Source organism: Burkholderia sp. Bp8984, from assembly GCF_003853755.1.
Lineage (GTDB): Bacteria > Pseudomonadota > Gammaproteobacteria > Burkholderiales > Burkholderiaceae > Burkholderia.
This window is the reverse complement of the sequence record NZ_QTQN01000002.1, coordinates 197,692-212,969: the sequence shown is the minus strand read 5'-3', so window position 1 is coordinate 212,969 and position 15,278 is coordinate 197,692. Positions and strand designations below refer to the sequence as shown.

13 protein-coding genes are annotated in these 15,278 nt (G+C 68.0%); 5 read left to right on the top strand and 8 right to left on the bottom strand.

Going from position 1 to position 15,278, the window contains the following annotated elements; genetic code table 11:
* Positions 1-110 precede the first annotated feature (110 nt).
* From DID98_RS03090 to mfd, 3 genes are all read right to left on the bottom strand, one after another.
* Positions 111-1,130 carry a threonine/serine dehydratase gene (locus DID98_RS03090; RefSeq protein ID WP_044843727.1) on the bottom strand — a complete coding sequence of 340 codons (1,020 nt, stop codon included), beginning with the start codon at positions 1,128-1,130 and terminating at the stop codon, positions 111-113.
* 60 nt (positions 1,131-1,190) lie between these two features.
* Entirely contained in the window at positions 1,191-2,411 is a 1,221-nt protein-coding gene (argE, locus tag DID98_RS03085) for an acetylornithine deacetylase (RefSeq protein WP_124570214.1), read from the bottom strand.
* A 96-nt stretch (positions 2,412-2,507) separates the two neighbouring features.
* Positions 2,508-5,978 (bottom strand): transcription-repair coupling factor, encoded by a 3,471-nt coding sequence (gene mfd, locus DID98_RS03080; RefSeq protein ID WP_124486220.1) that lies wholly within the window; start codon positions 5,976-5,978, stop codon positions 2,508-2,510.
* Between the two features lie 108 nt (positions 5,979-6,086).
* Here mfd and ispD point away from each other — a divergent pair, with 108 nt between their 5' ends.
* Both ispD and ispF read left to right on the top strand, forming a co-directional pair.
* Positions 6,087-6,797, top strand: coding sequence for a 2-C-methyl-D-erythritol 4-phosphate cytidylyltransferase (ispD, locus tag DID98_RS03075; RefSeq protein WP_124486221.1), 711 nt, complete (start codon positions 6,087-6,089; stop codon positions 6,795-6,797).
* Between the two features lie 29 nt (positions 6,798-6,826).
* Positions 6,827-7,312 (top strand): 2-C-methyl-D-erythritol 2,4-cyclodiphosphate synthase, encoded by a 486-nt coding sequence (gene ispF, locus DID98_RS03070; RefSeq protein ID WP_044843723.1) that lies wholly within the window; start codon positions 6,827-6,829, stop codon positions 7,310-7,312.
* A 138-nt stretch (positions 7,313-7,450) separates the two neighbouring features.
* On the opposite strand, the gene DID98_RS03065 is transcribed toward ispF, so the two are convergent.
* The 4 genes from DID98_RS03065 to ompR all read right to left on the bottom strand — a co-directional run bounded on the left by DID98_RS03065 (position 7,451) and on the right by ompR (position 10,929).
* Positions 7,451-7,978, bottom strand: coding sequence for a carboxymuconolactone decarboxylase family protein (locus DID98_RS03065; RefSeq protein WP_044843722.1), 528 nt, complete (start codon positions 7,976-7,978; stop codon positions 7,451-7,453).
* Positions 7,979-8,054: 76 nt separating this feature from the next.
* On the bottom strand, positions 8,055-8,603 hold the full coding sequence (locus tag DID98_RS03060; RefSeq protein ID WP_006478563.1) for a peroxiredoxin: 549 nt from the start codon (positions 8,601-8,603) through the stop codon (positions 8,055-8,057).
* Positions 8,604-8,792: 189 nt separating this feature from the next.
* Entirely contained in the window at positions 8,793-10,154 is a 1,362-nt protein-coding gene (locus tag DID98_RS03055; RefSeq protein WP_044843721.1) for an ATP-binding protein, read from the bottom strand.
* A gap of 40 nt (positions 10,155-10,194) precedes the next feature.
* Complete coding sequence (ompR, locus tag DID98_RS03050; protein WP_004192636.1) at positions 10,195-10,929, bottom strand: two-component system response regulator OmpR; 735 nt, start codon at positions 10,927-10,929, stop codon at positions 10,195-10,197.
* A gap of 258 nt (positions 10,930-11,187) precedes the next feature.
* Between ompR and DID98_RS03045 the strand changes: the two genes are divergently transcribed.
* The 3 genes from DID98_RS03045 (at position 11,188) to DID98_RS03035 (ending at position 14,386) form a co-directional block, all read left to right on the top strand.
* Positions 11,188-11,466: a hypothetical protein gene (locus tag DID98_RS03045; RefSeq protein ID WP_124486222.1), complete on the top strand. Its 279-nt coding sequence runs from the start codon at positions 11,188-11,190 to the stop codon at positions 11,464-11,466.
* Positions 11,467-11,586: 120 nt separating this feature from the next.
* Positions 11,587-13,089 carry a DUF1800 family protein gene (locus tag DID98_RS03040; protein WP_124570213.1) on the top strand — a complete coding sequence of 501 codons (1,503 nt, stop codon included), beginning with the start codon at positions 11,587-11,589 and terminating at the stop codon, positions 13,087-13,089.
* A 76-nt stretch (positions 13,090-13,165) separates the two neighbouring features.
* Complete coding sequence (locus DID98_RS03035; protein WP_124570212.1) at positions 13,166-14,386, top strand: DUF1501 domain-containing protein; 1,221 nt, start codon at positions 13,166-13,168, stop codon at positions 14,384-14,386.
* A gap of 24 nt (positions 14,387-14,410) precedes the next feature.
* Here DID98_RS03035 and hpnD read toward each other — a convergent pair whose 3' ends face one another.
* A complete protein-coding gene (gene hpnD / locus DID98_RS03030) occupies positions 14,411-15,244 on the bottom strand; it encodes a presqualene diphosphate synthase HpnD (protein WP_124570211.1) in 834 nt (277 codons plus the stop codon).
* Positions 15,245-15,278: the final 34 nt, after the last annotated feature.

Below are 15,278 nucleotides of genomic sequence, written 5' to 3'. Positions count from 1 at the left end.
CTTTGCGCGCGTAAAACGCTGCGCGCTCAACCACTTGCGTGCTTGTCCGGCGGGTTATCAACAGGGCTGTCAACATAAACTGGGGATAACCCTGAGTATCGTGCGCGGGTTCAGTGCTGCAGTTTTGCGTGCGCGAGATGCATGCCGAGCGTCGCGGGATCGGTGTTCGTGCCCGACAGCAGCACGCCGACCCGCTTGCCCTGCAGCGTTTCGCGCAGCGGGCCGAGCAGCGCCGCTAGCGCCGCCGCGCACGCCGGTTCGACCGACAGCTTCAATTGCGAGAACAGGAACAACATCGCCGCGCGCAGCGCGTCGTCGGACACCGTGACGATGCGGTCGACGTGGCGCCGGCACAGCTGGTAGCTGTACTCCTCGGTGTGCGGCGCCATCAGCGAGTCGGCGATGGTCTGCATCGCGCTCATCTGGATCGTGTGATTCGCCGCGAAGCTGCGGCTCATCGCGTCGGCGCCTTCCGGCTCGACGCCGTACACGTGCACGCGCGGATTCGCGAGCCGCAGCGCGGTCGCCATGCCGGCCGCGAGCCCGCCGCCGCCGATCGGCACGATCACCGCGTCGAGATCGGGCGTCTGCGTCGCCCATTCGTAGCCGAGCGTCGCGGTGCCGAGAATCGTGTGATAGCCATTGAACGGATGGATGAAGAAGCGACCTTCCTCGGCCTCGATCCGCCGCACGACGTCGAATGCCTGCGACGCGCTGCCGGCGAGCACGACTTCCGCGCGGTACTGCTTGCACTGCGCGATGCGCGCCGGGCTCGCGGTATGGAACATCACGACCTTCGCGCTGCTGCCGAGCCGCATCGCCGCATACGCGACGGCCGCCGCGTGATTGCCGGCCGACACGCACGTGACGCCGGCGTTCTTGCGCGCTTCGTCGAGGGCCAGCAGGTTCGTGAACGCACCGCGCGCCTTGAAGCTGCCGCTCACCTGCAGCAGCTCGAACTTGAAGTTGACGTGCGTGCCCTCGAGGGACGGCAGGTCGGCACGCTCGAACACGGGCGTGCGCGCGACCCACGGCGACAACGCGAAATGCTGCGCGGCGATTTCGTCGAGCGTCGGAATCGGTTCGCCGTCGATCGTCGTATGGGCAGTGCGCTGTTGGTCAGTCGACATGACGTGGCGGGTGGCGGGAGGGGGCCGGCCCGCACACGCAGGCCGGCGTGGCGGGGGCAGTCAGTGTGCGTCGACCGACATGCTGCGGATGAACTTGCGCAGGAACTGCTCGCAGGCGGCGAGCTGCGCGAGCTCGACATACTCGTTCGGCTTGTGCGCCTGTTCGATGTTGCCGGGCCCGCAGACGATGCTCGGGATGCCCGCGCGCTCGAACAGGCCGGCTTCCGTGCCGTAGGCGACCTTGCGCTTGTCCTGGTCGGCCGTCAGCGCGCGCACCAGCTGAGTGATCGCGGCCTGTTCGGTCGCGTCGAGCCCGGGCGCCGCGGCGATCTTCGAGAACTCGATCGCCGCGTTCGGATGCTCGCGAAGCATCTGCGGCAGCAGCGTTTCCCGCGCATACGCTTCGATGCGCGCGAAGATCTGCTCGGGATCGAGCGTCGGCAGGTTGCGGAACTCGAAGTCGAACCGGCATTCGGCCGGGACCGTGTTGATCGCGTTGCCGCCCTGGATCGTGCTCGTCTGCGCGGTCGTGAACGGCACGTCGTACAGCGCGTCGAACGGGCCTTCGGCGCGAAAGCGCTCGGCGATGTCGCGGATGTGGCAGATGAGGCGTGCCGCATATTCGATCGCGTTCAGGCCCTTCGGCGTCAGCGACGAGTGCGCCGCGTGGCCGCGCACGCAGCAGCGGTACGCGTTGATGCCCTTGTGCGCGATGATCGGCCGCATGCTGGTCGGCTCGCCGACGATGCAGCCGGACGGCTTCACGCCGCGCTCGACAAGATCGGCGATCAGCAGCGGGGCGCCCGCGCAGCCGATTTCCTCGTCGTAGGAGAGCGCGAAATGGATCGGCTTCGCGAGCTTCGTCGCCTGCATCTCCGGCAGCAGCGCGAGCGCCGCGCCGATGAAACCCTTCATGTCGCACGTGCCGCGGCCGTACAGGCGGCCGTCGCGCAACTCCGGCTCGAACGGGTTGCTGTCCCACTGCTGGCCGTCGACCGGCACGACGTCGGTGTGCCCCGACAGCACGATGCCGCCGTCGGTCGAGCCGTCGTGCGCGGGCACGGTCGCGAACAGGTTGGCCCAGCCTTCGCGCGGATCGTGCGTGAGCGTCGACTGGATGCCCTTCGCGGCGAGCGCGTCGCGCACCGTTTCGATCAGGCCGAGGTTCGGCACGCGGCTCGTCGTGTCCATCGACACCAGCTGCTTGATCCAGGGCAGGCTGACGAGCGAGGCGTCGCCTTGGGTTGCGGCGGACGGCGCCGGCGCGTCGAGAGTGGACATGGCAAAACTCCGTCTGAGGAATGGGAAAATCATACTCAAAAACGCGCCGGCCCGCCTTCGCCGGCCGCGATGCGGTGCAGCATCGCGGCCGTGCCGTCAGCGTGCCGCGCTCGCCGCGTCGGCGCGCGGGGCGAGCGCGCGCAGCGTTTCCTTGATCGTCGACACGCGGATCGCGAGATCGGGCGAGCGCGTCTCGATGCGCAGCTTGTCCTGGCCCGCGAGCTTGATGTGCCGGTGCTTCTGCACCATCTCGATGATCCGCATCGGATCGATCGGCGGGTTCGGCTCGAACTGCAGCCCGATCGCGGCCTCGCTCGCGTCGATCTTGACGATGCCGAGCGGCTTCGCGGCGAGCCGCAGCCGGTGCGTCTCGACGAGCGCGTGCGCCTGCGGCGGCAGCTTGCCGAAGCGGTCGATCAGCTCTTCCTGGATGCCGTCGATCGCGTCGCCGTGCTCGCAGTTCGCGAGCCGCTTGTACAGCGACAGCCGCTCCTGCACGTCCACGCAGTAGTCGGCCGGCAGGATCGCGGGCGCATGCAGGTTGATTTCCGTCGTCGCGGCGAGCGGGGCCGTGAGGTCGGGCTCCTTGCCGTTCTTCAGCGCCTTCACGGCGTCGTTCAGCATGTCGGTATACAGCTGGAAGCCGATCTCGTGGATCTCGCCCGACTGCTTGTCGCCGAGCACCTCGCCGGTGCCGCGGATCTCGAGGTCGTGCATCGCGAGATAGAAGCCCGAACCGAGTTCCTCCATCTGCTGGATCGCCTCGAGGCGGCGTTGCGCCTGCTTGGTCAGCGACTGCGGGTCGTGGACCAGCAGGTATGCGTACGCCTGGTGGTGCGAACGGCCGACGCGGCCGCGCAGCTGGTGAAGCTGCGCGAGGCCGAACTTGTCGGCGCGGTGCATGATGATCGTGTTCGCGCTCGGCACGTCGATGCCGGTCTCGATGATCGTCGTGCACAGCAGCACGTTCGCGCGCTGCGCGACGAAATCGCGCATCACGCGTTCGAGCTCGCGCTCGTGCATCTGGCCGTGCGCGATCACGATCCGCGCTTCGGGCACGAGCTCCTCGAGCATCGCCTTGCGGTTCTCGATCGTTTCGACCTCGTTGTGCAGGAAATACACCTGGCCGCCGCGCTTCAGCTCGCGCAGCATCGCCTCGCGGATCACGCTTTCCTCCTCGCGGCGCACGAAGGTCTTGATCGCGAGCCGCTTCTGCGGCGCGGTCGCGATCACCGAGAAATCGCGCAAGCCCTCGAGCGCCATCCCGAGCGTGCGCGGGATCGGCGTCGCGGTCAGCGTCAGCACGTCGACTTCCGCGCGCAACGCCTTCAGCGCTTCCTTCTGGCGCACGCCGAAGCGGTGTTCCTCGTCGATGATCACGAGGCCGAGGCGCTTGAACTGCACGTCCGACGACAGCAGCTTGTGCGTGCCGATCACGATGTCGACGCTGCCTTCGTTGATCTGCGCGATCGCCGCGTTCACTTCCTTCGCGGTCTTGAAGCGCGACAGCTCGACGATGCGCACCGGCCAGTCGGCGAAGCGATCGGCGAAGGTCTGCGTGTGCTGCTCGGCGAGCAGCGTGGTCGGCGACAGCAGCGCGACCTGCTTGCCGCCCATCACCGCGATGAATGCGGCGCGCAGCGCGACCTCGGTCTTGCCGAAGCCGACGTCGCCGCACACGAGGCGGTCCATCGGCTTGCCGCTCGTCATGTCGCCGATCACGGCCGCGATCGCCGCGGCCTGGTCGGGCGTTTCCTCGAAGCCGAAGCTTTCCGCGAACTTCACGTAGTCGCGCGGCTCGAGCGCGAACGCATGGCCTTCGCGGGCCGCGCGGCGCGCGTACAGGTTCAGCAGCTCGGCCGCCGTATCGCGGATCTGCTGCGCGGCCTTGCGCTTCGCGCGCTCCCACTGGCCCGAACCGAGCGCGTGCAGCGGCGCGCTGTCGGGATCGGCGCCGCTGTAGCGCGAGATCACGTGCAGCTGCGCGACCGGCACGTAGAGCTTGCTGTCGCCCGCGTATTCGAGATGCAGGAATTCGGTCTCGCCTTCACCGAGATCCATCGACACGAGGCCCATGTAGCGGCCGATGCCGTGCTGCGCATGCACGACCGGATCGCCGACCTTCAGCTCCGACAGGTCGCGCACCATCGCGTCGACGTTGCTCGCCTGTTCCTGGCGGCGGCGCCCGGCGCGGCGGCCGAGCGCGCCGTACAGCTCGGTTTCGGTGACGATCGCGTAGCCTTCGCCCGGCACCGCGAAGCCGCTCGCGAGCGGCGCGACGCCGAGCGCGAAGGGCGCGTCGCTTTCGAGCCAGCCCGCGAAGTGGTCGTTCGACGCCGGACGCAGGCGATGCTCGGCGAGCAGTTGCAGGATCGTCTCGCGGCGGCCGGCCGATTCGACCGTCAGCAGCACGCGCTTGCCCGACGCTTCGACGAAGGTGCGCAGCGCGGCGAGCGGATCGTCCGCGTGGCGGTCGACGGTGAGCTCGGGCAAGGCCGTCGCCCAGCCGCCGGCCGGCTGCGCGGGCAGCACGACGCGCGCGAACGGCTTCGCGAACGCGAAGAAATCCTCGTCGGACAGGAACAGCCGCTGCGGCTCCAGGATTGGCCGCTCGCGGTCGTGCGCGAGGAACGCGTGACGCTGCTTCGTATCGGCCGTGAAGCGGCGGATCGACGCTTCGAGGTCGCCGGCGAACACGAGGTGCGCATCCTGCGGCAGGTAGTGAAACAGCGTGGCCGTCTCGTCGAAGAACAGCGGCAGGTAGTACTCGATGCCGGCCGACGGCACGCCGTTGCCGATGTCCTTGTAGATCGGCGCGCGGCTCGGGTCGCCTTCGAAGGTCTCGCGCCAGCGGCTGCGGAAGGCCGTGCGTGCCGCTTCGTCGAACGGAAACTCGCGGCCGGGCAGGAGGCGCACGTCGCGCACCGGATAGAGGCTGCGCTGCGTATCGGGATCGAATGCGCGGATCGAGTCGACCTGGTCGTCGAACAGGTCGATCCGGTACGGCAGCGGCGAGCCCATCGGGTACAGGTCGATCAGCGAGCCGCGCACGCAGTATTCGCCGGGCCGCACGACCTGGCTCACGTGCTCGTAGCCGGCCAGCGTGAGCTGCGCCTTCAGCTTCGCCTCGTCGAGCCGCTCGCCCTGCGCGAACGCGAACGTGTACGCGGCCATGAACGACGCGGGCGGCATCCGGTACAGCGCGGTGGTCGCGGGCACCAGCAGGATGTCGCAGCGGCCCTCGCCGAGGTCGTGCAGCGTCGCGAGCCGCTCGGAGACGAGATCCTGGTGCGGCGAGAACGTGTCGTACGGCAGCGTTTCCCAGTCCGGCAGCAGGCGCACGCGCGCCTCCGGCGAGAAGTAGCGGAGTTCCTGCGACAGCCGCTGCGCGTCGACCGCGTTCGCGCAGATCACCGCAAGGAGCGGGACCGCGTCGCGGTTGTCGGCGAGATAGCGGGCGATGGCGAGTGCGTCGGCGGAGCCGTGCGCGCCGTCGAAGGCGAACCGCTGGCCCGGCTTGACGCGGGCGACGGGCGAGGCGAACGGGGTGGAAGCGTTGTCTGGCATAGGGACGGCAGGGGTGGCGGGCACGGGCGCGACGCGGCGCGCCGGTCGAGACGAAAGACCTATTATAAAATCCGCTTCTCGATTTCATCTTTCCGGCGTTTCCCCTTCGTGACTCCCCGACTTTTCGCCCTGATTCCTTGCGCCGGCACGGGCAGCCGTTCCGGTTCGGCCGTGCCGAAGCAATACCGCACGCTGGCCGGCCGCGCGCTCCTGCATTACACGCTCGCCGCGTTCGACGCGTGCAGCGAATTCGCGCAGACGCTCGTCGTCCTCGCGCCCGACGACACGCACTTCGATGCGCGCCGCTTCGCGGGCCTGCGCTTCGCGGTGCGCCGCTGCGGCGGCGGCTCGCGGCAGGCGTCGGTGCTCAACGGGCTGCTCGAGCTGGCCGAATTCGGCGCGACCGAGCAGGACTGGGTGCTCGTGCACGACGCCGCGCGCCCTGGCATCACGCCGGCGCTGATCCGCACGCTGGTCGCGACGCTGAAGGACGACCCGGTCGGCGGCATCGTCGCGCTGCCGGTGGCCGATACGCTCAAGCGCGTGCCGGCCGGCGGCGACGCGATCGCGCGCACCGAGTCGCGCGACGCGCTGTGGCAGGCGCAGACGCCGCAGATGTTCCGCATCGGTATGCTGCGCGACGCGATCCTGCGCGCGCAGCGCGAAGGGCACGACCTGACCGACGAGGCCAGCGCGATCGAATGGGCCGGCCATACGCCGCGCGTCGTGCAGGGCAGCCTGCGCAACTTCAAGGTCACGTACCCGGAAGATTTCGCGCTCGCGGAAGCGATCCTCGCGCGCCCCGCGAACGCTTCCTGACTTTCACCTCATCTCAAACCGGATTACGCATGGACTTCAGAATCGGACAAGGCTACGACGTGCACCAGCTCGTCCCGGGGCGCCCCCTCATCATCGGCGGCGTGACGATTCCGTACGAGCGCGGCCTGCTCGGGCATTCGGACGCGGACGTGCTGCTGCACGCGATCACCGACGCGCTGTTCGGCGCGGCGGCGCTCGGCGACATCGGCCGCCATTTCTCCGACACCGACGCGGCGTTCAAGGGCGCGGACAGCCGCGTGCTGCTGCGCGAATGCGTCGCCCGCGTGAAGGCGGCCGGCTTCACGATCCAGAACGTCGACAGCACGGTGATCGCGCAAGCGCCGAAGCTCGCGCCGCACATCGACGGGATGCGCGCGAACCTCGCGGCCGATCTCGGCCTGCCGCTCGAGCGCGTGAACGTGAAGGCGAAGACCAACGAGAAGCTCGGCTACCTCGGCCGCGGCGAGGGCATCGAGGCGCAGGCCGCCGCGCTGCTGGTGAAGCAGGGCGCGTGAGCGCCTGACGCCGGTCCGAAGCGGCGCGCAGGTTGCGCCGCCGGAATGAAAAATGCCACGCGTTTGCGTGGCATTTTCGTTTTGCGGCACGATCCGGCGCGCTTGGCCGCCGTATCGCGCTGCCGCTCGCGTGGCTGCTTATTCGCCTTCGGCGGCGATCACTTGCGCGGCGGCGTTGATCACCGACGCGATGCGGCCGACGTCGCGCAGCTGCGTCGTCGTCATCCCTTGCTCGTTCTTCAGCAGCGCGTAGTGCGACTTCACGCAGAAGTGGCACTTGCCGACGATCGATGCGGCGAGCGCGTACATCTCGAAGCGGCGCTTGTCGACGCCGCCGTGCGACGCATACGCGCCCATCCGCAGCTCGGCGCGCTGCGTCTTCAGGTCGGCATCGTCGGCCATCTCGACATACGGATACCAGGTGTTGTTCATCCCCATCAGCGCGGCCGCCGTCAGCACGGCGTTCGTCTCTTCGGGCGACAGCACGCCGGCTTCGCGGATCGTCTTCACGAGCACGGTGCTCTTCGCCGCGACCGCCGCCGCCAGCGCGACGCCGACTGCATCGGTGCCTTCGAGCGACGAGCGCGAGATCGTGCCGTCGAGGTTCAGGCGAATGTCCTTCGCGTAGTCGGGGATACGTGCCTTAATCGAATCGATGAATTCCATTGATATCTCCTATGGGTTGGCCGTTAAAAAAGCCCGCAGGCAGGACGTGCGCCGCGGGCTTCGTGCATCGATGCGCTTACAGCGTTGCGCCGCCGACTGCACGGTTGCACGGGCACAGTTCGTCCGTTTGCAGGCCGTCCAGAATGCGCAGGACTTCTTCCGGGCTACGGCCGACGTTCAGGTTGTTCACCGAAACGTGCTGGATCGTGTTGTCCGGATCGACGATGAACGTTGCACGCAGGGCCACGCCGGCTTCCTTGTCGCGCACGCCGAGCTGGTCGATCAGCTCGCCCTTGACGTCGCCGAACGAGTAGTGGTTCAGCTTGTCGAGGTCCTTGTGCTCACGGCGCCATGCGAGCTTCACGAATTCGTTGTCCGAGCTGCCGCCGAGCAGGACGGCGTCGCGCTCTTCGAACTGCTTCGTCAGCTTCGCGAACTCGACGATTTCCGTCGGGCACACGAACGTGAAATCCTTCGGATAGAAGTAGATGATCTTCCACTTGCCCGGGAACGACGCTTCGGTGACGGTCTCGAACGCCGACTGGCCGTTTTCCTCGTGATTGTTGAAGCCCGGCTTCGCGGCTACGACGGTGAATGCTTCGAGTTTATCGCCCACGGTTTTCATGCGGATACTCCTGTGTGAGTTGGGAAGAAGACTGAGTCAAGCTACCTCGGTGCTGCAACGTTGATGTGACAGCATGGGCACGACTATAACACTATTAATAAGTCGCTTCAATAGTTTTTGGCTAACGATTCCCATAGTTTTTTTCAACCGCGCCGATAGTGTGACGCGCAAGAAGCGTGCGCGAACGCGTCACGCCGTCGCACGCGCCTTGCCGGCGCCGGGGAATTCGAGCGTGACTTCGAGGCCCGCTTCGGGGCTGCGGTTGCGCAGGCGCAGCGCGCCGCGATAGCGGCCGACGAGGCGCAGCACGATCGCCATGCCGAGCCCCGTGCCGTCCGCCTTGGTGCGCGCCGTGTCGACGCGGTAGAACGGCCGCATCACGAGCGGCAGCTGGTCCTCGGGGATGCCCGGGCCCTCGTCGCTCACCGACAGCTCGACGCGCGCGTGCGTCACGCGCGTCTCGAGCGTGATGCGCGACACACCGTCGTCGCGGCTCTGGCCGTATTTGCGCGCGTTCTCGACGAGGTTGCCGATCACGCGGCGCATGTCGGTCTCGTCGGCTTCGATCACGGCGGTCGGCGCGAGCCGCGTGCGGATCTCGACGCCGTCCTCGCCCGACACGCGCGCGGCGACTTCGTGCGCGATCGACGACAGGTCGACCGGCTCCGGCTTGCGCTGGGTCGGACGCGCGTAGTCGATGAAGGCCGCGATGATGCGGTCCATCTGCTCGATGTCGTCGACCATCGCGTCCTTGGTCGCCTGGTCGGACGGGCTCATCTCGGTCTCGAGCCGCAGCCGCGCGAGCGGCGTGCGCAGGTCGTGCGAGATGCCCGCGAGCATCAGCGCGCGGTCGGCCTCGAGCTGTTCGAGGTCGCGCACCATCTGGTTGAAGCTGCGGTTGGTGTCGGCCGCGACGCCCATCCCGCGCTCGGGCAGCAGCTCGGGCGTCTGGCCCGAGCCGATCTGCCGCGCGGCGAGCGCGAGCCGCGAGAACGGCCGGTTCACGAGGCTCGTGATGAACGCCGAGCCGAACAGCGACAGCGCGAGCGCGAACAGGCCCCAGCCGGCCCACTGCAGGCCCGTGACGCTGTCGAGCTGGTCGCGGTCGAGCGCGACCCAGTAATCGTCGTCGTCGATCTTGAAGCTGATCCACACGCCCGGGATGTCGTTGACCGACTGCGCGATCACGGTATCGTCGCCGAGCCGGCTGCGGATGTCGTGTTCGATCAGGCGGTTCAGCGATTCGTCGGGCTGCAGCTTGAACTTGTCGGTCTTTTCGCGCGGGTACACGCGCACGCCCTCGTTGCTCTCGAGATCCTGCAGCAGCGCGCGCCGCAGATCGGGATCGGAATAGAGCAGGGCGGTGCGCGTGAGCTTCACGATCGCGACGAGCTGGAGCGCGACGCGCTGCGCGCGCGGCTCGCGCTCGATCACGCGAAAGCTCTGGAACCACGCGGCGAGACTGACCGAGATCAGCAGCGCGATCAGCAGGAAGGTGCGCCAGAACAGCCCGCCGAATGCGAGCTGCAGGAGGCGCCGGTCGATACGCATGGGACGGGCCGTGGACGGGCGAAACCGGAAAGAGAAAAGATCAGGCGGCGCCGTCCGGAATGAACACGTAGCCGAGGCCCCAGACGGTCTGGATGAAACGCGGGCTGCCCGGATCCGGTTCGATCAGCTTGCGCAGGCGCGAGATCTGCACGTCGAGGCTGCGGTCGAACACTTCGTATTCACGGCCGCGCGCGAGCTCCATCAGCTTTTCGCGCGACAGCGGCTGGCGCGGATGGCGCGCGAACACCTTCAGCACCGAGAATTCGCCGGTCGTCAGCGGAATTTCCTGGCCCGACTTCGTCAGCGTGCGCGTCGCGAGGTTCAGCGAGAACTCGCCGAACTCGAACACCTCGGTGGTTTCCGACGGTGCGCCAGGCAGTTCGGCCGGCGCCTGGCGGCGCAGCACCGCGTGAATGCGCGCGACGAGTTCGCGCGGGTTGAACGGTTTCGGCAGGTAGTCGTCGGCGCCCATCTCGAGGCCGACGATGCGGTCGACGTCCTCGCCCTTCGCGGTGAGCATGATGATCGGCGTGCGGTCGTTGCTGCCGCGCAGGCGGCGGCAGATCGACAGGCCGTCTTCACCCGGCAGCATCAGGTCGAGCACCAGCAGGTCGAAGCGCTCGCGCACCCAGAGCTTGTTCATCGCGGTCGCGTTCTCCGCGACGTACACGTTGAAACCCTGCTCGCCGAGATAGCGGCGCAGCAGATCGCGCAGGCGCGGGTCGTCGTCGACGACGAGAATCTTGGAGGGGTTTTTCGTTTCCATGAGCGGCATCTTATCGCGAATGGGAAATCACGCACGGTCGCGTATTTTCGTGCGTTACAGTCCGTTACAAAATTTACCCGTAGTGTCGCGCGGAGTAAAGGCAGGCTATAGAGATTCCTTTACTCGAAGCTGAAATTCGGTAGATACTCCCCTGCACTCCATCTTTCATCTTTGTACACCCGAATTCCGCAGGGTTTTTCAAGTACCAGAGGTAACCGGTTGCCGCGTGACGAAGGGAACAAATCGACCAAAGAAGCGAGGACGGTCATGCGATCTGCCCGGATTGCACTGATGCTGACGATCGCACTTGCCGGTCCATATGCGTCGAACTTCGCGTATGCGCAGCGCCCCGAGCAGGGCGCCTCGTCGCGCAAGCTGCCGCGCGGCAAAGCGCCGCAGCCCGACCGCGCCGCCGACACGGCGGTCCGTTCCGCCGTGCCTCCCGATCTCGATCAGCACCGTCGCGACGGGCACATGACGCCCGAGGAGCGCCACCTGCTGCGCCAGCACATCGAGGACGCCGTTCGCGAGCTGTACAAGCGCTGACACGCACGCGCGTTCGCACGGCGCGGAAAGATTCCGTAGCAATTTTTCGGTCAACTTTCGGATGCGTGCCGCCGTTGAACCGGCATCCGCACCGCCGGTGCGCTCCGGGAGTCCACGACGATGAATGCGAACGCTGCCGCCCCGGCCTCGCCCGCGATGCAGGCGCCTCTCGACGCCGACGATGCGCTGTTCTTCCTGAGCCGTACCGGCTTTTCTCCCGCACCGGCCGAGGTTGCCCGCATCGTCGGGATGACGCGCGCGCAAGTGGTGGCCGATACGCTCGGCAACGTGCGCCGCGAGCCCGTGACGGCCTCGCCCGACTGGATCGCCGAGCTGCCGCCGACGCGCGCGCAGCGTCAGGCGCTGACGCCCGACATGCGCCGCGACGAGCAGCGCGAGCGCAATGTCCGCTACGATGCGCTGCGCGCCGCCTGGGTCAACGAGATGATCGTCACGCCGTCGCCGCTCACCGAGCGCATGACGCTGTTCTGGCACGGGCACTTCACGTCCGGGCAGGACAAGGTCCCGTATCCGCAGACGATGGCCGCGCAGAATGCATTGTTTCGGCGCGAGGCGCTCGGCAACTTCGGCACGCTGCTGCATGCGGTCGCGAAGGATCCGGCGATGCTCCAGTATCTCGACGGCGCGAGCAACCGCAAGGGCCGCCCGAACGAGAATTTCGCGCGCGAGGTGATGGAGCTGTTCACGCTCGGCGAAGGGCATTACTCGCAGCGGGACGTGACCGAAGCCGCGCGCGCGATGACCGGCTGGAGCGTCGATCCCGATACGCTGCGCTTCGAGGTGCGGCCCGACTGGCACGACGCGGGCGACAAGACGATCCTCGGCGAGACCGGCGCGTTCGACGGCGACGGGTTTCTCGACATCCTGTTGAAGCGGCCCGAGACGGCAAGCTTCATCGCCGGCAAGCTGTGGCACGAATTCGTGTCCGATACGCCCGACGCCGGCGCGCTCGATGCCGTGGCCGAGCGGTTTCGCGCCAGCGGCTCCGACATACGCGCGGCGCTCGCCGCGCTCTGGTCGACCGACGCGTTCTGGGATCCGCGCAATCGCGGCGTGCTCGTGAAGTCGCCGGCCGAGTTCGTCGTCGGGTCGGTGCGGCTGTTCGACGTCGCGTACGGCGATCCGCAGACGCTCGCGAACACCGTGCGCACGCTCGGGCAGAACCTGTTCTATCCGCCGAACGTGAAGGGCTGGCCGGGCGGCGCGATGTGGATCAACAGCACCACGCTGCTGGCGCGCAAGCAGTTCGTCGAGCAGTTGTTCCGCGCGACCGAGACGGCCGGCATGCGCTCGCCCGCGCATGCGATGGCGCCGCCGTCGCCGAATGCGCGGGCGCAGGCGATACCGGTTGCGGACGCCGCGTCGGTTGCCGGCATGCGCGGCGCGCCGGTCAAACTCGCGCGCGGCGGCCTGCGATTCGACCTCGAACGCTGGCTCGCGCAGTATCGTGCGCGGCCGCAGGCGATGGCGGGATTGTCGACCGAGCTCCAGCTGCAGCATGCGGTGCTGCCGGTGTCGCCGGTCGCGGCGATCGATACGGACTCGACCGGCAGCGCGTATCTCGAGGCGCTGCTGATGGATCCGGCCTATCAACTGAAATGACTGAAACGACCGAAACGACGACGAACAGGCACGCTGCCGCGGTGGCCATGCCGCACGGCGAGCCGAAGGATGCACGATGAACCGACGTGATTTTCTGACGCTGACGGGCGCCGCGGCCGCGGCGGGCGTGTCGTTGTGGCAGCCGCCCGCGCAGGCGGCATCGATGGTCGCGGTCAGGCGCCAGCCGGCGACCGGTTATGCGAACGTGCTGATCCTCGTCGAACTGAAGGGCGGCAACGACGGCCTCAACACGGTGGTGCCCTATGCGGATCCGCTCTACTACCAGTTCCGCCGCAGCATCGGCATCAAGCGCGACCAGGTGCTGCAGCTCGACGCGCAGACGGGGCTGCACCCGTCGCTCGCGCCGTTGATGCCGCTGTGGCGCGACGGACAGGTCGCGATCGTGCAGGGCGTCGGTTATCCGCAGCCGAACCTGTCGCATTTCCGCTCGATCGAGATCTGGGACACCGCGTCGCGCTCGGACCAGTACCTGCACGAAGGCTGGCTCACGCGCACGTTCGCGCAGGCGCCGGTGCCGCCCGGCTTCGCGGCGGACGGCGTCGTGCTCGGCAGTGCGGAGATGGGACCGCTCGCGAACGGCGCGCGCGCGATCGCGCTCGTCAATCCCGCGCAGTTCATCCGCGCGGCGCGGTTGGCCGAACCGTCGTCGCTGCGCGAACGGAACCCGGCGCTCGCGCACATCATCGACGTCGAGAACGACATCGTGAAGGCGGCCGACCGGCTGCGCCCGCGCGGCGGGATGCGCGAGTTCAGGACGGCCTTTCCGGCCGGTACGTTCGGGACCTCGGTGAAGACCGCGATGCAGGTGCTCGCGGCATGCGAGGCGTCCGGGCCCGGCGCGCAGGACGGCGTCGCGGTGCTGCGGCTCACGCTCAACGGTTTCGATACGCACCAGAACCAGCCGGGGCAGCAGGCGGCGCTGCTCAGGCAGTTCGCGGAAGGGATGAGTGCGATGCGCGGCGCGCTGGTCGAGCTCGGGCGCTGGAACCAGACGCTCGTGATGACGTATGCGGAATTCGGGCGGCGCGTGCGCGAGAACCAGAGCAACGGCACCGATCACGGTACCGCCGCGCCGCATTTCGTGATGGGCGGCCGCGTGGCCGGCGGGCTGTACGGCGCGGCGCCGGCACTCGGGCATCTCGACGGCAACGGCAACCTGCCGGTCGCCGTCGATTTCCGCCAGCTCTATGCGACCGTGCTCGGGCCGTGGTGGGGGCTCGATGCGACGCACGTGCTGCAGCAGCGCTTCGAGACGCTGCCGCTGCTGAAGGTGTGAGGCGGTCGTGCGTGACGGGGCGGATCAGCGGCCGCGTGCGGCGCGCCACGCGATCCACAGCTTGCGGATCGGCGTCAGCGCGATACGCTGGTGCAGCACCTGGTAGCCGTCGCGCTCGATTTCGTCGAGCAGCGCGCCGGCCAGTGCGATCTGCGCACGCAGCGTGCGTTGCGCGCGGCGTTCGGACGCGGGGATCGCCGCGTCGGCGGCGGCGAGCGCTTCGCGCGCGCGGGCCGTCTGAAACTGCAGCAGCTCGCTGAAGGCCGGGCTGTAGCGGCGATTCAGCAGGTCGGCGGCGGTCACGTTGTAGCGTTGCAGTTCGTCGATCGGCAGATAGATGCGGCCGTGGCGCGCATCGTTGCCGAGTTCCTGCACGAATTGCGCGAGCATCAGCGCGTGGCCGGCCTGCGCGGCCCACGGTTGCGGTTCGGCCGGATTCGCGGCGCTTGCGCGCGCGACCAGCGACGCAAAGGTGCCGCCGACCTGCGCGATGTAGCGCTGCAGGTTCGCGAAATCCAGGTAACGCGCCTGTTCCAGATCCATCCCGTAACCGTTGACGAGCGTGCGCAGCGCGTCGGTTTCTGCGCCGATCGCCGGGTGGTGCTGCGCGAGCGCCTTCGTGACCGGGTGCGACGGTTCGCCGGCGGCGAGCGCCGCGAGTTCCTTGTGCCACCACGCGAGTTTCGTGTGTCCGACGGTCGCATCGCTGGTTTCCTTGACGGTTTCCTCGAGTTCGCGGCGCAGCGCGAACAGGGCCGTCAGGCGCGGTGCGGCGACGAGCGGCGCCTGGCGCAGCGCGTAGTAGACGCTGGAGCCCGCGGGGGCGGCCTTTTGCTGACAGTAGTCGTCGAAGTTCACGGGTGGGGTCGTGGCGGAGGTGGATTCGGGGGGG